This window comes from Nonomuraea sp. NPDC049421 (genome assembly GCF_040677005.1).
In the GTDB taxonomy this organism is placed as follows: domain Bacteria; phylum Actinomycetota; class Actinomycetes; order Streptosporangiales; family Streptosporangiaceae; genus Nonomuraea; species Nonomuraea salmonea.
In genome coordinates this window covers 1-18,984 of sequence record NZ_JBFAQA010000017.1, presented here as the reverse complement: position 1 = coordinate 18,984, position 18,984 = coordinate 1, and the positions used below count along the sequence as shown (strand labels likewise).

General features: G+C 70.3%; 15 protein-coding genes. All 15 read right to left on the bottom strand.

What is annotated here, in order from left to right; all coding sequences use genetic code 11:
- Positions 1-26: 26 nt before the first annotated feature.
- Positions 27-1,379, bottom strand: a complete 1,353-nt coding sequence (gene obgE, locus AB0K18_RS27090) for a GTPase ObgE (protein WP_364919308.1) — start codon at positions 1,377-1,379, stop codon at positions 27-29.
- A 132-nt stretch (positions 1,380-1,511) separates the two neighbouring features.
- Positions 1,512-1,769: a 50S ribosomal protein L27 gene (gene rpmA, locus AB0K18_RS27085; protein WP_012893687.1), complete on the bottom strand. Its 258-nt coding sequence runs from the start codon at positions 1,767-1,769 to the stop codon at positions 1,512-1,514.
- Positions 1,770-1,783: 14 nt separating this feature from the next.
- A complete protein-coding gene (gene rplU / locus AB0K18_RS27080; RefSeq protein ID WP_355412885.1) occupies positions 1,784-2,086 on the bottom strand; it encodes a 50S ribosomal protein L21 in 303 nt (100 codons plus the stop codon).
- 217 nt (positions 2,087-2,303) lie between these two features.
- Positions 2,304-5,534, bottom strand: coding sequence for an Rne/Rng family ribonuclease (locus AB0K18_RS27075; RefSeq protein ID WP_364919305.1), 3,231 nt, complete (start codon positions 5,532-5,534; stop codon positions 2,304-2,306).
- Between the two features lie 210 nt (positions 5,535-5,744).
- Positions 5,745-6,512: a TIGR03936 family radical SAM-associated protein gene (locus AB0K18_RS27070; RefSeq protein ID WP_364557664.1), complete on the bottom strand. Its 768-nt coding sequence runs from the start codon at positions 6,510-6,512 to the stop codon at positions 5,745-5,747.
- A gap of 138 nt (positions 6,513-6,650) precedes the next feature.
- Positions 6,651-8,561, bottom strand: a complete 1,911-nt coding sequence (locus tag AB0K18_RS27065) for a TIGR03960 family B12-binding radical SAM protein (protein ID WP_364919302.1) — start codon at positions 8,559-8,561, stop codon at positions 6,651-6,653.
- A gap of 66 nt (positions 8,562-8,627) precedes the next feature.
- Positions 8,628-9,746: a rod shape-determining protein RodA gene (gene rodA / locus AB0K18_RS27060; RefSeq protein WP_364919299.1), complete on the bottom strand. Its 1,119-nt coding sequence runs from the start codon at positions 9,744-9,746 to the stop codon at positions 8,628-8,630.
- Between the two features lie 166 nt (positions 9,747-9,912).
- Positions 9,913-11,958, bottom strand: a complete 2,046-nt coding sequence (mrdA, locus tag AB0K18_RS27055; RefSeq protein WP_364919296.1) for a penicillin-binding protein 2 — start codon at positions 11,956-11,958, stop codon at positions 9,913-9,915.
- The gene (gene mreD / locus AB0K18_RS27050) at positions 11,955-12,419 is read right to left on the bottom strand and encodes a rod shape-determining protein MreD (protein ID WP_364919294.1); all 465 of its coding nucleotides are present in this window, start codon (positions 12,417-12,419) and stop codon (positions 11,955-11,957) included. The genes mrdA and mreD overlap by 4 nt, the downstream gene beginning before the upstream one ends.
- A gap of 130 nt (positions 12,420-12,549) precedes the next feature.
- Positions 12,550-13,428: a rod shape-determining protein MreC gene (mreC, locus tag AB0K18_RS27045; protein WP_364919292.1), complete on the bottom strand. Its 879-nt coding sequence runs from the start codon at positions 13,426-13,428 to the stop codon at positions 12,550-12,552.
- On the bottom strand, positions 13,428-14,459 hold the full coding sequence (locus tag AB0K18_RS27040) for a rod shape-determining protein (RefSeq protein ID WP_345387961.1): 1,032 nt from the start codon (positions 14,457-14,459) through the stop codon (positions 13,428-13,430). The genes mreC and AB0K18_RS27040 overlap by 1 nt, the downstream gene beginning before the upstream one ends.
- A 332-nt stretch (positions 14,460-14,791) precedes the next feature.
- A complete protein-coding gene (ndk, locus tag AB0K18_RS27035) occupies positions 14,792-15,223 on the bottom strand; it encodes a nucleoside-diphosphate kinase (protein ID WP_364919290.1) in 432 nt (143 codons plus the stop codon).
- 131 nt (positions 15,224-15,354) lie between these two features.
- Positions 15,355-16,941, bottom strand: a complete 1,587-nt coding sequence (locus AB0K18_RS27030; protein WP_364919288.1) for a hypothetical protein — start codon at positions 16,939-16,941, stop codon at positions 15,355-15,357.
- Between the two features lie 11 nt (positions 16,942-16,952).
- On the bottom strand, positions 16,953-17,291 hold the full coding sequence (locus AB0K18_RS27025; RefSeq protein ID WP_345387969.1) for a DUF4233 domain-containing protein: 339 nt from the start codon (positions 17,289-17,291) through the stop codon (positions 16,953-16,955).
- Positions 17,288-18,580, bottom strand: coding sequence for a folylpolyglutamate synthase/dihydrofolate synthase family protein (locus AB0K18_RS27020; RefSeq protein ID WP_364919285.1), 1,293 nt, complete (start codon positions 18,578-18,580; stop codon positions 17,288-17,290). The genes AB0K18_RS27025 and AB0K18_RS27020 overlap by 4 nt, the downstream gene beginning before the upstream one ends.
- Positions 18,581-18,984 lie beyond the last annotated feature (404 nt).

Genomic DNA, 18,984 nt, shown 5'->3' with positions numbered 1-18,984 from the left:
CCGAGCGGGGCGGGGTGCAGCGCGGGTCAGCCCAGGCGGTTGTCGGTGCCGCGCGGCCCCTGTCGTACGGACTCCGCCCGCATCGTCGGCTGCCAGTCGAAGACGTAGCCGCCCTCCATGGGCCCGATGACCACCTCAGCGCCCGCCTGGGCACCGGCCTTGGCCAGCTCCTCCTCGACCCCCAGCCGCTCCAGCCGGTCGGCGAGGTAGCCGATGGCCTCGTCGTTGGTGAAGTCGGTCTGCCTGATCCACCGCTCCGGCTTCTCACCGGTGATCTGGAACAGGTTCTCGTTGACCCGCCGCACCCGGAACCCGGCGTCCCCGAGCTGCTTGGGCCTGATGACGAGCCGCGTGGGCTCCTCGACCGGCTTGGCGGCCCTGGCCGCCGCGACCCACTCGCCCATCTCGTACGCGAGCTCCCGCAACCCGTCGTGCGTGGCCGCCGAGATCGTGAAGACCTTCAGCCCCCGCTCCTCGAACTCGGGCCTGACCATCTCGGCCAGCTCCCGCGCGTCGGGCACGTCGGCCTTGTTGAGCACGACCAGCCGCGGCCGGTCCTCGAGCTTCCCGTACGCCCGCAGCTCGCCCTCGATGACCTCGTAGTCGGTGACCGGGTCGCGCCCGGGCTCCATGGTGGCGCAGTCGATGACGTGCACGAGCATGTCGCACCGCTCGACGTGCCGCAGGAACTCGTGCCCGAGCCCCTTGCCCTCCGACGCCCCGGGGATCAGCCCGGGGACGTCCGCGACGGTGAACACGTTCTCCCCCGCGGTCACGACGCCCAGGTTGGGGATCAGCGTGGTGAACGGGTAGTCGGCGATCTTCGGCTTGGCCGCGCTCAGCGCCGCGATGAGCGAGCTCTTGCCCGCGCTCGGGAACCCGACCAGCGCCACGTCCGCGACGCTCTTCAGCTCCAGCATCACGTCGAGCGCGTCGCCCGGCTCCCCGAGCAGCGCGAACCCGGGCGCCTTCCGCTTGGTGGTGGCCAGGGCCGCGTTGCCGAGCCCGCCGTGGCCGCCCTGCGCGATGACGTAGCGGGTGCCGGCCCCCACGAGGTCGACCAGCACCTCACCGGTGGCCGCGTCCTTGACCACGGTGCCGTTGGGCACGGCGAGGATCACGTCCTCGCCGTTGGCGCCGTCGCGGTTGGAGCCCTGCCCCTGCTTGCCGTTGGGCGCCTTGCGGTGAGGGCGGCGGTGGTAGTCGAGCAGGGTCGCCGTGTTGGGATCGACCTCCAGGATGACGTCGCCGCCGCGCCCGCCGTTGCCCCCGTCGGGGCCGCCGAGCGGCTTGAACTTCTCCCGGTGGATGGAGGCGCACCCGTTCCCTCCGTCACCGGCCTTGACGTGCAGGACCACCTGGTCCACGAAGTCCGGCATGCCTTATCCCTCCATCGCCCCCCAAGGAGGCATCTCATACCCACACAACCCGGCCGCACGGCCGTACCAACACCAAAGGGGTGGATCGACGTGTCGATCCACCCCTGAAAGGTCGAAGGAGAAGGAGGAACCTTACTCCGCGACGGGAACGATGCTCACGGCCCGCCGGCCGCGCTTGACGCCGAACTGCACGTGGCCGGCGGCCAGCGCGAACAGCGTGTCATCGCCACCACGGCCGACGTTGTCGCCGGGGTGGAAGTGGGTGCCGCGCTGGCGGACGATGATCTCGCCCGCGTTGACCAGCTGCCCACCGAAGCGCTTGACGCCCAGGCGCTGGGCGTTGGAGTCACGACCGTTCCGGGTGGACGACGCGCCCTTCTTGTGTGCCATCTCTCAAACTCCCGTCAGGCCTGCTCGATACCGGTGATCTTCACCTGGGTGTACCGCTGGCGGTGACCCTGGCGCTTCTTGTAACCGGTCTTGTTCTTGTACTTGAGAATGCGGATCTTCGGGCCCTTGGTCTCGCCGAGAATCTCGGCGTTGACCGTGAACTTGCCCGCCTCGGTGGTCACGTCGCCATCGTTGACGACGAGCACCGTCGGCAGCGCTACCGAAGAGCCGACCTCGCCGGCGACCTTGTCCACCTCGAGGACGTCACCGACGGAGACCTTCTGCTGCCTGCCGCCGCAACGAACGATCGCGTACACCGCGGAACCCTTCTACTGACTCACTGTTGCTTTCGATCATCAGCCGCCTCACGGAGAGGCGGCCGCCGAATGCTGCGCCCGTCATTCGGCCGGTCTGAAACCGACGAACCGAGTAAGCGCGCCAACAGGGCACGTCACCTGACGCACCGGTTCACCAGGGTACCGGATTAACGGGCCCCTAGGCGAACCGGACGGATCGTCGGAAGCTCACCGAGTGCTACTCGGCGGACTTGGCTCGGCGCGAGCGTCGCCGCCCCCTGCCGGAAGTCTGGTTTGCCTGGTCGTCCTCAGCCGGGACGTCTTCAAGCGCACCGGTCACGGTATCACGGCCAGAGGTGTCCTTGGCCGCGGAAACCTTGTCCGAGACCGCCTTCTCGACCGCCATCTTGCCCTGCGTCCCGCGCGGCTCCGGCTTGCTCTCGACCGGCTCGGTCGAGACCAGCAGACCACGCCCGTTGCAGCACTCGCACGGCGTCGAGAACGCCTCCAGGAGTCCCTGCCCGACTCTCTTACGGGTCATCTGGACCAGGCCCAGCGACGTCACCTCGGCCACCTGGTGCTTGGTCCTGTCGCGGGCCAGGCACTCGAGCATCCGCCGCAGCACCAGGTCGCGGTTGGACTCCAGCACCATGTCGATGAAGTCGATGACGATGATGCCGCCGATGTCGCGCAGCCTGAGCTGGCGCACGATCTCCTCGGCCGCCTCCAGGTTGTTCCTGGTGACGGTCTCCTCCAGGTTGCCGCCCTGGCCGGTGAACTTGCCGGTGTTGACGTCGACGACGGTCATCGCCTCGGTGCGGTCGATCACCAGCGAGCCGCCGCTCGGCAGCCACACCTTGCGCTCCAGCGCCTTGCCGAGCTGCTCGTCGATCCGGTACGACTCGAACACGTCGCCCTGCTCGGCGTCCCACTTCGACAGCCGCTCGCCCAGGTGGGGCGCGACGTACTTGACGTACTCGTCCACCGTCTCCCAGGCGTCGTCGCCCTGCACGACCAGGTTCGTGAAGTCCTCGTTGAAGACGTCGCGAACGACCCGGATCGTCAGGTCGGGCTCGGCCGACAGCAGCTCGGGCGGGCTGGCCGACTTCGCCTTCTTCTGGATGTTCTCCCACTGCGCCGACAGCCTGGCCACGTCGCGGGCCAGCTCCTCCTCGGAGGCGCCCTCGGCCGCCGTACGCACGATCACGCCCGCGTTCTCCGGCATGACCTTCTTCAGGATGCTCTTGAGCCGGCTGCGCTCCTTGTCGGGCAGCTTGCGGCTGATGCCGGTCATCGACCCGTCGGGGACGTAGACGAGGTATCGCCCAGGAAGGCTGATCTGCGAGGTCAGCCGCGCGCCCTTGTGGCCGATCGGGTCCTTGGTGACCTGCACCAGCACCGACTGGCCCGACTTCAGCGCCGACTCGATGCGCTTCGGCTGGCCCTCCATGCCGACGGTGTCGAAGTTCACCTCGCCGGCGTACAGGACCGCGTTCCTGCCCTTGCCGATGTCCACGAACGCCGCCTCCATCGACGGCAGGACGTTCTGCACCTTGCCGAGGTAGACGTTGCCCACGTAGGACTGGCTGGCCTCGCGGTTGACGTAGTGCTCGACGAGCACGCCGTCCTCCAGCACCGCGATCTGCGTACGGTCGCCCTGACGGCGCACCACCATCATCCGGTCGACCGACTCGCGGCGGGCCAGGAACTCCGACTCGGTGATGATCGGCGGGCGCCTGCGGCCCAGCTCGCGGCCCTCGCGGCGGCGCTGCTTCTTGGCCTCCAGCCGGGTCGAGCCGCGCACGCTCTGCACGCCGTCGGTGGCGGTGTCGAGCGTCGTCGTACGTCCCGAGCGCGGCGCGCGGATGCGCACCACGGTGTTCGGCGGGTCGTCGCTGGCCGGCTCGGTGCCCTCCTCGGTGCCCCTGCGGCGGCGCCGGCGCCGGCGGCGCGAGCCGGACTGCTCCTCCTCCTGCGCCTCCTCGGCCGGCTCCTCGTCGGTCTCCTCCTCAGACTCCTCGGCGTCCTCGGACTCGTCGCGCTCACGGGTCTTGCCGCGGCCCCTGCCGCCCCTGCGGCGGCGACGGCGCCGGCTGCCGCCCTCATCCTCCTGCTCGTCGGAGGTGTCGAGGTCGGTCTCCTCCTCGGTCGCCGTCTCGTCGACGACCTCCTCGACCTCTTCCTGCTCGGGCTCGGGCTCGGGCTCCGGCTCCGGCTTGCGCGTCACGGCCGGCTTGGCCCTGCTGGGGTCGGGCGCCTGGAACAGCGGCTCGAAGATCGCCGCAGGCCGCCGGAAAGCGGTGCCTCCCGGCTCGGTCTCCCTGCGCACGGTCAGCCCGAAGGGGTCGGCGAGCAGGCTCGGCCGCACGTTGTCCTCGTCGAGGTCCTCACCGGCGGGCTCGTCGTCCAGCGGCTCGTCCTCGGGCAGGATCTCGATGATGTCCTCGTCCCGGTCGTCGACGTCCGCACCTGCCGCAATCGGCTCGGCCGCACCGTCCGCGTCGCCCGCGACCGCACCGGCCGCCTGAGCGTCCCCGCTCGGCGCCGGCTCTCCGGCCCGGCCGCCGACGCCCTGAGCGGCCTCTTCAGCCTGCGTACCGGCCGCCCGGGTGCCTGCCGCCGCCTGCGCCCCCGCGACGGGCTCTGCGCCCGTCTCAGGCCCGCCCTCGGCGGTCTCATCAGCGGCGCGGGTCCTGCTGCGGCGCGTCGAGGTGGTGCTCCTGGTACGGGTCCGCGTCGTCCGCGTACGCCCGGCCGGCGCCGCCTCAGCGTCACCTTCACCGGCCACGACGGCCGCATCACCGGCACCCACCGCGGCACCGGCATCCTGACCACTCACCACAGCACCGGCGTCCTGCGCGGCACCGGCATCCTGGCCGACGCCGCCCTGGGCACCCGCCTCATCACCGGCGGCCGTGGCCGCCCCGGCGTCCACGGCGGACTCCTCTGCCGCCGGCGCCTCGGCAGCGGCCTCCGCCTTCTTACGCGTCCTGGTCCGCTTCACCGGCGCAGGAGCCTCACCCTCGGGCAGCTCCCCCTCGGCCGCCGCCTCGGCGGCCTTCTTCGTGACCCGCCGCCGCGTCGTCGTGGCGGTGGACCGCGTCCTCGTCGTCTTCTTCGGCTTCTCTTCAGCCGCCTGAACGTTCTCGGCCGCGCTCTCCGCCACGCTCTCCGCCACGGCGGCCTCGACCGGGCTCTCCCCGGCGGCGCCATCGGCTTCGGCAGGCGTGACGACGGCAGCCGTACCGGCGGGACCGGTCGTCACCGCCGGCGTGTCGCTCGCGGAGGCGAGCAGCTCAGGCGCCGGCTCGCCCGCCGCACGCTGGACGGCCTTGACCTGCACCGGTTGCACCTCGGCCACCGAAGGCGCCGCCTGGGCGGCGACGACGGTGACCGGCGCGGACGCCGGCTCCTCTGGCAACTCCGGCGGAGGACCCGCCGGCCTGCTGGAGCGGCGACGCTTCGTCACCTGCGGCTGTTCATTTGTCTCCCCGTCAGGGCCAGTGGCCCCGGCGTTGGGCTCGTTGTCGAGCATGCGGGCGCTCTCCCGTCAGCTCCCGGGCGCGTCGCCGCGCCGCGCAGGAGCCCTCGTGTCTCGTTGTCCGCCGGCGCGCTCATCGCGAGCGCGCCGGCGCCAAGTCCTGTCAGCGGTCGTGCTCGGCTCGTGCCGGGCACATCCTTAACCGGCGACGTGCTCACCCGCCGACGCCGCCTCGCCGCCGCGCGTGTCGTCGCGGTCCAGGCCGAGCGGATCGGCAAGCGCACCAGTAGTCGCGTCGAGCGGCCCCTGCGCCAGCCTGGTCACCTCGGGGGGAACCGGCGGCGCGAAGTCGGCCACAAGGCGCAGCCCTGTGAGCACATCGTCGGGTCGAACGGCAGGCGTCATGTGCCGAACAACCATGCGCAGTATGACACACGGCTCCTCGCGCACCTGAGCTGCGGTTCTGGCTGTTCCCTCGGACACCGTGAGCCCCAGGACGGCCTCCCGCGCGTCGAAGCGACGGGGGCCCTTCTTGGTGAGGCGCTCGACTTCCACCGTGCCTGCCGCGAGGAACTTCTGCGCCGCCACCTCGGCGAGCTCGCGATCGGCACCGTACAGCCGTACCTCCCAGTCGGAGACCTCCAAGCGGTCGGCCAGCCCCCCCGGACCCGCCTCCACAACGTCGAGCACATCGAGCCCAGGCGGCAACGACGCGTCCAGGTCCTGTCTGACCTGTACGGGGTCGCACGGCGCGGTAACACCGATCTCGAGGTATTCGGCTTCGCTGGCGACGCCGGTCGGCGCCGCGCCCGCGTAGGAGATCTTCGGGTGGGGCGAGAAGCCCGCGCTGTAAGCCACCGGAATGCCGGCACGGCGGACCGCTCTCTCGACGGCCCGCGAGATGTCGCGGTGGCTGGTGAAGCGCAGGCGACCGCGCTTGGCGTAACGCACACGCAGGCGCTGCACCGTGGGCGCGGGCGGAGGCCCTTCGGGAACAGGTTTCAGAGCTTGTCGTCCTTCCCTTGTAAGAGTTCCTACGTCTCAGGATAAGCCGCCCCGGCGCGTGAACGTGTACGCCGAGACACGGCTCGCCCACTGAGCGCGCTAGACCACCGTCAGAGGAAGGAGTTTCCGCCCTGTGGGGCCGATCTGGATCTCAGTGCCCATGGTGGGACAGACGCCGCAGTCGTAGCACGGGGTCCAGCGGCAGTCCTCGACCTCGGCGCCGGAGACGGCCTCCTGCCAGTCCTGCCAGAGCCACTCGCGGTCGAGCCCGGCGTCGAGGTGGTCCCACGGAAGGACCTCGTTCTCCTCGCGCTCGCGGGTGGTGTACCAGTCGACGTCGACGCCCACCTGCTCGGCGGCCGTCATCCAGCGCTCGTACGAGAAGTGCTCGCTCCACCCGTCGAAACGGCCGCCGTCCTCCCAGACGGCCCTGATGACAGCCCCGACCCTGCGGTCGCCCCGCGACAGCAGGCCCTCCACGATGGACGGCTTGCCGTCGTGATAGCGGTAGCCGATCGCGCGGCCGTAATTCTTGTCGCTCCGCAGCGCCTCGCGCAGTGCCTTGAGCCGCCGGTCGACGGTCTCGTGGTCGGCCTGAGCGGCCCACTGGAACGGGGTGTGCGGCTTGGGGACGAACCCGCCGATGGAGACCGTGCAGCGGATGTCGCGGCTGCCGGTCGCCTCGCGGCCCGCCTTGATGACCTTTTTGGCCAGGTCGGCGATGCCGAGCACGTCTTCGTCCTGCTCGGTGGGCAGTCCGCACATGAAGTAGAGCTTGACCTGCCGCCACCCCTGCGAATAGGCCGTGGTGACGGTGCGGATCAGGTCTTCTTCGGTGACCATCTTGTTGATCACCTTGCGCATGCGCTCCGAGCCGCCCTCGGGCGCGAACGTCAGGCCCGAGCGCCTGCCGTTCCTGGAGAACTCGTTGGCGAGATCGATGTTGAACGCGTCGACCCTGGTCGAAGGCAGCGACAACGACGTGTTGCTGCCTTCGTAGCGGTCGGCCAGGCCCTTGGCGATGTCGCCGATCTCGGAGTGGTCGGCCGACGACAGCGACAGCAGGCCGACCTCGTTGAAGCCGGACTCCTTGATGCCGTTGTCGACCATCGCGCCGATCGTGGTGATCGAGCGCTCGCGTACGGGACGCGTGATCATGCCCGCCTGGCAGAACCGGCACCCGCGCGTGCAGCCGCGGAAGATCTCCACGCTGAACCGCTCGTGCACCGTCTCGGCCAGCGGCACGAGCGGCTTCTTCGGGTAGGGCCACTCGTCGAGGTCCATCACCGTGTGCTTGTGCACCCGCCAGGGCACGTCGGGCCGGTTGGGCGCGACGCGCTTGATACGGCCGTCGGCGTGGTATTCGACGTCATAGAACTTCGGCACGTAGACCCCGCCCGATTCGGCGAGCCGCATGAGCAGCTCGTCACGGCCGCCGGGCCGGCCCTCCGCCTTCCACTCGCGGACGACCTCGGAGATGGCGATGGAGATCTGCTCACCGTCGCCGAGCACGGCCGCGTCGAGGAAGTCGGCGATCGGCTCGGGGTTGAAGGCCGCGTGGCCGCCCGCGAGCACGATCGGGTCGTCCTCGCCGCGCTCGACGGCCGGCAGCGGAATGCCGGCCAGGTCGAGCGCGGTCAGCATGTTGGTGTAGCCGAGCTCGGTCGAGAACGACACGCCGAGCACGTCGAAGGCCCGCACGGGGCGGTGCGCGTCGACGGTGAACTGCGGCACGCCCTCGGCGCGCATGAGCGCCTCGAGGTCGGGCCAGACCGCGTAGGTGCGCTCGGCCAGCGTGCCCGGCAGCTCGTTGAGGATCTCGTAGAGGATGGCCACGCCCTGGTTGGGCAGCCCGACCTCGTAGGCGTCCGGGTACATCAACGCCCACCGCACGTCGGCGGAGTCCCAGTCCTTGACGGTCGAGTTGAGCTCACCCCCGACGTACTGGATGGGCTTCTGCACCTTGGGCAGCAGCGCTTCCAGGCGGTGGAAAATCGACTCGACAGGCATACGTCAAGCGTAGCGGCGCTCGGCCCCTGCCGTGTCCGCCCACCGGCCGCCACGCCGTCACGGACGCTATTCGAACGACTGTCTGCGCACCTTGATGGCCTGCAGCAACCCCACCGCGATGAGATTCGCGAAAGTGGCGGTGCCGCCGTAGGAGACGAACGGCAGCGGCAGCCCCGTGATCGGCATGATCCCGATCGTCATGCCCACGTTGATGAACGCCTGGAACGCGAACCAGCACACGATCGTGCCCGCGACCAGCGTCCCGAAGCGGTCCTCGCACTGCCTGGCGATCTTCAGCCCGCGCAGCAGCACCACCCCGAGCAGCAGCACCACCGTGACGGACCCGAGGAACCCGAACTCCTCCCCCGCCACCGTGAAGATGAAGTCGGTGTGCTGCTCGGGCACGAACCGCCCGGTCGTCTGCCCGCCGCCGAGCAGCCCCTTGCCCAGAAGCTGCCCCGACCCGATGGCGATCATCGACTGCGTGCTGTTGTAGCCGACCCCGCGCGGATCCACGCTCGGATCGACGAACGCCGTGAACCGCGCCACCTGGTACGGCTCCAGCATCTGGAAGTAGAACACCGCGAACACCGCGCCACCGGCGGCCAGCACCATCAGCGCGATGACCCGTTTCCGCACGCCCCCGACGATCAGCCCGGCCGCCGTGATGACCGCGAGCACCATCGCCGTGCCCAGGTCGGGCTGGAGCATGACCAGCCCCATCGTGATGCCGGCGGCGACGAGCGCCAGCACGACGTCTAGCCCGCGCGGCCGGTCTGTGCCCTCGGCCGGTTGCGCCAGCAGCATCGCGATGATGAGCAGCAGCCCCACCTTCGCGAACTCCGACGGCTGCACCGCGAACCCGCCGCCCAGCAGGATCCATGAGTGCGACCCGTTGATCGTCGCCCCCAGCGGAGTGATCACCAGCCCCAGCCCGACCAGCGACAGCAGGAACACCAGCGGCGCGTACGCCCGCATCGCCCGATGGTCGATGGTCGCGACCAGCCCGCACATCACCATGCCGATGGCCTCGTTGAGCAGGTGCTTCTTCACCAGCCCCGTGGACCCTGGCGCCCACGTCCTGGTGGACGACCACACCAGCAGCGTGCCGATGATGGACAGCCCGGCGACGGCGACCAGCATCAGCCCGTCGAGGCGCCGCACGGTCGAGTTCTCGCGAGCCATCCGCCGAAGGAGCGAGGGCCGCCGAATCGCCACCGAACGCGCGTTCATCCCGCCTCCCTCTCCCCGCCGCCAACCCCACTCATCCCCCGGTCACATCCCCATCGGGCAAGAACACGGGCAACCGCGCCGCCAACCACCCACCCGGCGTCCCCGACCCCAAGCCCACTCATCCCCCGGTCACCGTCCCGTCGGGCAGGAACTTGGGCAGCCGTGTCGTCAGGCGCCCGCCCGGGACCGCGGCCTTGCGCTTGATGCCGTAGATGCCCTCGTAGATCTCCCTGGCCGCCGGCGCCGCCGTCTGCGCGCCCATGCCGCCCTGGGAGACCATGACGACGACCACGAACTGCGGGTTCTTCGTGGGCGCGAAGGACGCGAACCACGAGGTGTCCTGCTTGCCCCAGACCTCCGCGGTGCCGGTCTTGCCGCCCACGCGCACCTTGTTCATCGGGAACCCGGCGAAGGCTCCCGCCGCGGTGCCGTCCTGAGCGACCTGGCTGAGCGCGTTCTTGATGTAGAGCCGCTCCTTCTCGCTCAGTGGCAGCTTGCCGACGACCGGCACCGGGATCGTACGGACGACCTTGCCGTCGGGCCGCACCTGCGCCCACCCGATGCGCGGGCTGCGCACCTTGCCGTCGCTCACCAGCGCCGCGTACGCCCTGGCCAGCTGCATCGGCGTGACGAGCACGTCGCCCTGGCCGATGGAGAAGTTGGCCGAGTCTCCCGGCCGCAGCAGGAAGCCCTCGGTGCAGTTCTCCAGCGCCAGCCGCTTGAGGAACTCGGCCCGCGCCTTGTCCTTGACCTCCGGATAGCCCCTGCGCGACCGCTCACAGTTGATCGCGCTGGTCTGGTTCCACAGGTTCTTCTTCCAGGTGCGGTCCGGGATGCGGCCCGACGACTCGCCCGGCAGGTCGACCCCGGTCGGCGAGCCGAACCCGAAGGCCCTGGCCGTGTTCGCGAAGATCTCCTTCGGCTTCTTCTTCGGATGGCGCCCGCCGTCCTTGAGGTATTGCTCGTAGGCCGCCTTGTAGAAGATCGTGTCGCACGACTTGACCAGCGCCGTGTGCATGCTGAGCGTGCCCAGCGGAATGCCGCGGAAGTTGTTGAAGGCCCGCCCGCCCACGTTGACGGAGCCGGGGCAGCCGTAGGTGCCGTTGATCGGGTAGCCGGCCCGCAACATCGACGCCACCGAAGTGATCTTGAACGTCGAACCAGGCGCGAACTGCCCGTTGATCGCCCGCGACACGAGCGGCTTGCCCGACTTCTCCGACATCAGCCACTGGTAACCGCGTGCCGAGATGCCGCCCGCCCAGATCTCCGGGTCGTAGTTGGGCGCGCTGGCCAGCGCCACCACCCGGCCGGTGCGGGCGTCGAGCACCACGGCCGCACCGCCGTCCGCCGACGGCGCCGACTTCATGGCCTTGCTCAGCGCCTTCTCGGTGACGTCCTGCACCCGCGCGTCGATGCTGGTCACCAGATGGTCGCCGGGGATCGGCGTGACCTGCTCCTCGACCCCGAGCGCCTTGCCCATGCGATCGACCTGGACCCTGCGCAGCCCGGCCTTGCCGCGCAGCGCGTCGTCGTAGACGTATTCGAGCCCGTCGCGCCCCGCCAGGTCGACCCCCGAGAAGGCGGCCTTGAGCCCCTCCCGCTTCTCCAGCTCGGCCTCGGTGACGGGCTGCAGGTAGCCGAGCATCTGCGCGCCCGCCCTGCCCAGCGGATATTGCCGTACGGGGTGGATCTCCGCCGTCACCCCGGGGAACTCCTCCTGCCGCTCCAGGATCTGCAGCGCCTCGCGGGTGTCGACCTTCTCGTCGAGCGGAACCGGCTGGTACGGCGACCCCGTCCAGCACGGCTTGCCCACCCCAGGACCGCACGGCGTGATGCGCTGCTGCAGGTCGGAAACCGGCTTGCCGAGCACCTGCGACAGCTTGCGCAGCACATGGACGCCGCCGTCCTTCATCCGCAGCAGCCGGGTCCTGTCGACCGAGACGACCAGCGCGGTCTTGTTGCGCACCAGCGGGCGGCCCCTGGCGTCGAGGATCTGCCCGCGCACGGCCGGCACGATCACCGCCCGCGTCCTGGTCTCGGTCGCCCGCGTCACGAACTCCTGCCCGCGTACGACCTGCACCTGCCACAGCCGCATCGCCAGCACGACGAGCAACGTCAGCACGATCACGTGCAGCACCAGCAGCCGGGCCCGCATCCTGGTCATGTCGAGAACCTCGCCTGTCTGCCTCGCGTCGTCAGCCAGATCACGATCGGCGAGACCAGCAGCGTGTAGACGATCGTGACCGGCACCTGCTCGGTCAGCGTGGCCATCGTCACCCGGGGGTCGGAGATCAGCCCGCCCACGGCCGCCGCCAGCAGCGGCGCCATGAGCACGCACAGCACGACGGTGGTGACCGGCCCGCCCGCGCCGCGCCCGGCGATGTAACCGACCAGGGCCAGCACGAACGCGTACTGCCCCACGAGGTGCGCGGTCGGCGGCATGACATCGACGAGCAGCCCGGTGCAGAACCCGAGCACAGCGCCCGGCGCGGCCCCCCTGGTCAAAGCGATGCCGATGACGGCGAGCAGCACCAGATCAGGCGCGCCACCACCGGGCAACGCCACCCGATTGACCAGCATCACCTGCGCCAGCAACGCCAGCACCACCGAGAACCCGCCGATCACCACGCCCCCTTCCCACGACCACGCACCCCGCCCCGGCACAACGCCCGCCGGTCACCGGCAGCCGCGAGCAGCCAGCGCCCCGCCACCGAGCCGCCTCCTCCGCAGGCCCCGTGACCACGCGGGCGCCCCGTCATCGGGCCGTCTCCTTCGCGGGCAGCACCGCGTCACGCGGGTCCCGCTTCGGCGCCTCCACCACCACACCGACCACGTCGAGCGCCGTCAGGTCGGCGTACGGCCGCGCGTAGGCGATGCGGGTCAGCTCGCCGGGCGTGGACTCCACCCGCTCGATCACCCCGATCGGCACCCCCGGCACGTACGGCCGCCAGTTCTGTGACCCGAAGCTGACGATCCGCCCGCCCCTGCTCATCGGCGCCGTCGAGTCGAGCAGCCGGAACTGCACCAGCCGCCCATGCTCCCCTACGCCATGGACGACGCCGATCTCCTTGCCGCCCTCGAGCCGCGCACCCACCGACGAGGCGGGATCGCTGACCAGCACCACCGTCGACGTACGCGAGGTGGTGTGCACCACCCGCCCCACCAGCCCGTCGCCGTTGATGACGGTCATCTCCGGCCGGACCCCGTCACTGGTGCCCACGTCGATCTGCACGGCGTCCTCGAACCCCGGCAGCCCGCGCCGCGCGATCACGCTGCCGGTGACCATCTTGTAGCCCCCCGTGCCGGCCAGCCCGATCAGCTTCTTCAGCTCCTTGGACCGATCGGCGTCGAGCTTGCCCGCCACCAGCCCGGCCCGCAGCTTCGCGTTCTCCTCCTTGAGCGTCTCGATGCGCTCCTGAGCGGCCGGCGCGGTGACGATCGCGTGCAGGAACGCTCCTACGGGCCGCACCACCACGTTGCCGAACTGCTCCGCCGTGCCGAACAGGTAGGCGCCGGCCGCCCGCAGCGGGCGCAGCGGCGAGCTGTCACCCGTGCGGTGGTCGACGGTCAGGATGACGAGTGCCGCCGCCAGCAGCACTCCCAGGATCAGCCGGGCACGGCGCGAATCTCTCATCAGTGCCGCGACTCCGGAACCAAGACCTGCTGCAGGGCCTCGAATTCCTCCGCGCACTTGCCCGACCCGATGGCCACCGAGTCGAGCGCGTTGTCGACCAGGTGGACCGGCATGCCCGTCTCCGCCTTGACCCGCTCGTCGAGCCCTTTGAGCAGGGCGCCGCCGCCGGTGAGCGCGATGCCGCGGTCCATGATGTCGCCGGACAGTTCGGGCGGGCACTTGTCGAGCGTGGTCTTGACCGCGTCGACGATCGCGTTGACCGGCTCCTCGGTGGCCTTCCTGATCTCTTCGCTGGACACGATGACGGTCTTCGGCAGCCCGCTGACCAGGTCGCGCCCGCGCACCTCCGCGTGCGACTCCTCGCCGATCGGGCAGGCGGAGCCGATGGCGATCTTGATCTCCTCGGCGGTGCGCTCGCCCAGCATCAGCGAGAACTCCTTCTTCGCGAAGGCGATCACCGCCTGGTCGAGCTCGTCACCGCCGATCCTGATCGACTGGCTGGTGACCACACCGCCCATCGAGATGATGGCCACCTCGGTGGTGCCGCCGCCGATGTCGACGACCATGTTGCCGGTCGGCTCGTGCACCGGCAGCCCGGCGCCGATGGCCGCGGCCATGGGCTCTTCGACGATGTAGACCTTCCTGGCCCCCGCCTGGTAGCCGGCCTCTTTCACCGCCCGCTGCTCCACGCTCGTGATGCCGCTCGGCACGGCGATGATGATGCGCGGCTTGGCGAAATGGCGTCGCCGATGGACCCGCTGGATGAAATATCGCAGCATCCGTTCGGTGACGTCGAAGTCTGCGATCACGCCGTCTTTGAGCGGACGGACCGCGATGATGTTGCCTGGCGTGCGGCCGATCATCCGCTTCGCCTCGATGCCGACCGCCACGATCTTGCTGGTTGCCGTGTTGATCGCGACGACTGACGGCTCGTTGAGCACGATGCCGCGGCCACGCACGTAGACCAACGTGTTGGCGGTGCCCAGGTCGACCGCCATGTCACGGCCGAGGAACGCGAGCTTGCTGCCCATGGGGAACGGAGCCCTCCGTAACGTCGTTCGCGAGTGACTACGGAATGAATTCGAATCGTAACGTGACGTACCCACCGATGCGCGCAATGAGCCATCGCGCCCGTCAAAAATCTCCAGCCCCTACCTCAACCGCAGCTTTGCCCGGATTGCACCACAACATCCGATCGGAACCTGGAACGGTCCACCCCGTGATCTCTCCGCACCCTACGGCAACCCGCCGGCAAAATCCCCGTCAGCAACATCCCGCGCTTGCGATGTCAGAACCATACGCCGCCCCGCCGACAGAAAAGCCCGCGCAGCCGGAACTGCGCGGGCTCGAAGGTGCGGATCGGTCAGAACCGGTCCGGGAAGAAGATCTTGATCTCCCTCGCGGCCGACTCGGGCGAGTCGGAGCCGTGGACGACGTTCTCGCCGATCTCGAGGGCGTGGTCGCCGCGGATCGTGCCGGGAGCGGACTTGACCGGGTCGGTGGCGCCGGCCAGCGCGCGGAAGGCCTCGATGGCCCGCGGGCCCTCCAGGACCAGGGCGACGAGCGGCCCGGAGGTGATGAACTCGACCAGCTCACCGAAGAACGGCCGCTCGGAGTGCTCGGCGTAGTGCGCCTTGGCGGTGTCGGCGTCGAGGGTGCGCAGGTCCATCGCCACGACCTTGAGGCCCTTGCGCTCCACACGGGCGATCACGTCACCGATGAGGCCGCGCTTAACCCCGTCGGGCTTGATCAGGACAAGAGTGCGCTCGGACACGTGGGGTTCTCCTTCGAACATGGGTGTGGTCGCGGCTGCAGGCACCCGCCTGGCCGCGAGGTCGCGTCGCGGGGCACGCGCCCACGCGCCGCCGTAGCAGGGCCCTCAGCTTACCGTTACCGCGCCCCTGCCCTCGTTTCCGCGGTAGCCGCTCATCCTGACCCGGCGTCCTCAGGCGACTGCCCAGGGGGAGGCACCGCCGGTTTGCCCGCCCCATCGAACGCCCCCCACTTCACGACGGGCGTCGCCACCTGCGGCGCGTCACCGTCAGTCCGGTCATCCTCAGCGCGGTCATCGTCGACCGGCGCACTGACGAGCAGCACATCACCGGGCTCGGACGGCCCCGCACAGGGCTCCTCTTGCACCGCAGGCTCATTTCCGGGCCGCCGCACCATCAGCGAAGCCAGCACGATGATCGCCACGACCAGGAACCCGCTGATCAGCGCCCACCAGTGCAACGCCCCCACGAACCCGTCGACCAGTTCCTGCGGCGACCGTACGCCGTCCAGCATCGCCATCTGCACACCCGCGCCGAGCAGGAACCCGGTCAGCACGCCCGTGCAGCACAGCGTCAGCCCGTAGACGGCCGCACCGAGCCCGACGTCCTGCAGCGCCGCCGTGATCGCGACCGCCGCACCCACGGCGAGCAGCGTGAACGGCACCGCCAGCACCATCCCGTCGGCCGACGGCACCACCAGCCGTACCGAGCAGAGCCCGCCCACCACGGCGAGCAGCCCCAGCGGCGCGAGCCACCGCCCGCCACCCCGCCCGAGCAGCCGCACCGCCACCGCGGCCGCGATCGCGAGCACCCCCGCCACCGCGTACGGCACCCACAACCCGCGCAGCCCCGGCCCGCCGAGCCCGCCCATCTCGACCAGCGTGATCTGCGCCGCGCTCGGCAGCAGCACCACGCCGACGGCCACCATCGTGTACGCCGACACCCGCCGCACCGCACCCCCGACGGACGCCAGCGCCAGCAGTCCCGCCACCGCGAGCGCCGCCAGCAGGACCACGGCTCCCGACCGCCACCCCGCGCTCGCCGTGCTGACGGCCGCAGCCGCGACCACCGCGACCGGCGCCACGGCCAGCAGCAACCGCTTCAGCTCGCCGTTCCCGAGAGGGTCGCCGTCGGGCCTGCCGAGCACCAGCCACACGACCAGATGCACCGCCGCCAGCGCCAGCGCGATGCCGGTGACCAGCGGATACGGCTGCAACGTCACCCGCCAGCTGGTCACCTCGTCGAGCGGCCACAACGCGAGCGCCTGCGCGGTGAGCAGGCTGAGCGCGAACACGCCCGCCCACAACCCGCGCAGAACCGGCGCCCGGTGCCAGGCGGCGGCGAGCGTGACGGCGATGACGGCGCCGGAACCGGCGCCGCGCAGCACCCGCACCACGCCGACGACGAGCTCCGACGCCGCGTACCCGCCCGCCGCGTCGGACAGCGCCACCACGGCGAGCGCGCCGACCAGCAGCGGCGCCGCCGGCACTCGCCGCATCAGCACCAGCGCGAGCGGCACCGCCAGCATCAGCGCGGGCAGGGCGAGCCCGTGCGTACGCATGAGCCCGGCCTGGTCGAGATCGTCCGGCAGCAGCCCGGCGACGACGGAGAGCGTGTTGGGCACCGCGACCACCGCCAGGGGCAGCGACGTCACGATGAGGAGCCCGAGCAGGATGTCGAGCGACCAGGGTCGGCTGAGGCGCGCCTGAAGCGGCGGCCGCGTGTCTGGGGGGACGGCCATACCGGCCGACTTTAGCGGGAAGTAGCGCCCTCGACACGGCGAGCGACGATAATCGCCGTGATCCACAGTGCGGCGAAGATCGCGCCGAGGAAGAACATCGTCGGTACGAGGAAGCCCGTGCAGATCGCCAGCACCTGTACGACGGTCCCCGCGACGTAGCCGAACGGCCACTTGAGCAGGCCCGCGATGACCACGCAGAGCACGGCGAGCCCGATGCCGACCGTCACCGCGAGCCCGGTCGCGACCCCGCCGCTGATCGCCACCGGCGTAAGGAGCCCGACCACGATGGCCTCCATGCCGAGCACGGTGCCGCCGAGCCTGCGCATGCCTGGGGTGACCTCGAACTTCATGGCTTTCCGTCCGCTTTGAGCAGCAGCCGCGCATCGCCCGCCGTGACGACGGACCCGGTGATGAGCACGCCGGTGCCGCTGAACTCGCCTTCGGCGTCAGCGATGCCGATGGCCTGGTCGATGGCGTCGTCGAGCCGCTCGACGACAAGGACGCGGTCTTCGCCGAAGAGCGGCACGGCCAGCGCCGCGAGCTCGTCCACCGGCATGGACCTGGGCGAGGAGTTACGCGTGAGCACCACCTCGTCGAGGATCGGCTCGAGCAGCTCCAGCAGCGCCCCGACGTCCTTGTCGCGCATCACGCCGACCACGCCGATCACCTTGGCGAAGTCGAACGCCTCGTGCAGCCCCTCCAGCGTGGCCTGCATGCCGCCGGGATTGTGCGCCGCGTCGATCACCACCGTCGGCGTACGCCGCACCACTTCCATCCGTCCCGGCGACGACGCCTGAGCGAACGCCTGGCGTACCAGATCGACGTCCAGCGGATCGTCACCGCCGGTCAGCGCCTCGACGGCGGCCAGCGCGCACACCGCGTTGCTCGCCTGGTGAGCCCCGTAGAGCGGGAGGTAGACGTCGTCATAGATGCCCTTGAGCCCGCGCAGGGTGACCAGCTGCCCGCCGATCGCCACCTCGCGGCTCATGACCCCGAACTCCAGGCCCTCACGCGCCACCACCGCGCCCACCTCGGCCGCCCGCCGCATCAGCACCTCGGCCGCCGCCAGCTCCTGCTGCGCGAACACCGCGGTCTGCCCCGCCTTGATGATGCCCGCCTTCTCGGCGGCGATGCTGGGGATGTCGGGCCCGAGCCGGTCGGTGTGGTCGAGCGAGATGGGCATGATGACGGACACCATGCCGTCCGCGACGTTCGTCGCGTCCCACGACCCGCCCATGCCGGCCTCGATCACCGCGACGTCGACGGGCGTGTCGGCGAACGCCGCGAACGCCATCGCCGTCAGCAGCTCGAAGAACTGGATCCGCCGCCCCTGGGTGTCGGTCAGCTCGACGTACGGGATGACCTCCTCATAGACCTGCGCGAACCGCTCCTCGCTGAGCGGCTCTCCGTCCACCGTGATGCGCTCGCGCATCGACACGAGATGCGGGCTGGTGAACCGCCCCACCCGCAGATTGCGCTCCCGCAACAGCGCCTCGGTCAGCCGCGCCGTGCTCGTCTTGCCGTTGGTGCCGGCGATGTGTATGACCGGGTACGCCCGCTGCGGCGAGCCGAGAAGGTCAAGAAGGGCCGCGATCCGATCGAGCGTCGGCTCGAAATCCCACTCGACGCCACGATCCATGATCGCGCGTTCTACCGCACGATAATCCACCCCTCAACCCTACTGACCCCCCACAGCAGTCCGTACGCCCCCACCCCGGCGCCCGGTCCCTGGAAAAGCAAAAGGCCCGGCCTCACCTCGGCTCGAGCCTTCACCCCAACAACAACCACCACACGTCCCAGGACACCGCCTAACCGCCGACCGCCCCGAATACAAACACTGACGGAACCCCGAGAACCGGCACCAGCGCCAAAAGCCGACACCACCCGAAAAGACTGCGCCCCCCGAAGACCGCCGAATATCCCGGACACGCGGGAAAAGGGGTCTGGACATGCGGAAAGGGCCCCAACACCAGAACCTGGCGTTGAGACCCTTCCCTTGAAAGATTGTGCGGCGGTGACCTACTCTCCCACACCCTCCCGAGT

Excerpts from the sequence above, each read along its gene's own strand:
- obgE (WP_364919308.1), bottom strand. The coding sequence starts at position 1,379 with ATGCCGGACTTCGTGGACCAGGTGGTCCTGCACGTCAAGGCCGGTGAC.
- rpmA (WP_012893687.1), bottom strand. The coding sequence starts at position 1,769 with ATGGCACACAAGAAGGGCGCGTCGTCCACCCGGAACGGTCGTGACTCC.
- AB0K18_RS27065 (WP_364919302.1), bottom strand. The coding sequence starts at position 8,561 with ATGCCTGTCGAGTCGATTTTCCACCGCCTGGAAGCGCTGCTGCCCAAG.
- rodA (WP_364919299.1), bottom strand. The coding sequence starts at position 9,746 with ATGGCTCGCGAGAACTCGACCGTGCGGCGCCTCGACGGGCTGATGCTG.
- mrdA (WP_364919296.1), bottom strand. The coding sequence starts at position 11,958 with ATGACCAGGATGCGGGCCCGGCTGCTGGTGCTGCACGTGATCGTGCTG.
- mreC (WP_364919292.1), bottom strand. The coding sequence starts at position 13,428 with ATGAGAGATTCGCGCCGTGCCCGGCTGATCCTGGGAGTGCTGCTGGCG.
- AB0K18_RS27040 (WP_345387961.1), bottom strand. The coding sequence starts at position 14,459 with ATGGGCAGCAAGCTCGCGTTCCTCGGCCGTGACATGGCGGTCGACCTG.
- ndk (WP_364919290.1), bottom strand. The coding sequence starts at position 15,223 with ATGTTCGAAGGAGAACCCCACGTGTCCGAGCGCACTCTTGTCCTGATC.
- AB0K18_RS27030 (WP_364919288.1), bottom strand. The coding sequence starts at position 16,941 with ATGGCCGTCCCCCCAGACACGCGGCCGCCGCTTCAGGCGCGCCTCAGC.
- AB0K18_RS27025 (WP_345387969.1), bottom strand. The coding sequence starts at position 17,291 with ATGAAGTTCGAGGTCACCCCAGGCATGCGCAGGCTCGGCGGCACCGTG.
- AB0K18_RS27020 (WP_364919285.1), bottom strand. The coding sequence starts at position 18,580 with ATGGATCGTGGCGTCGAGTGGGATTTCGAGCCGACGCTCGATCGGATC.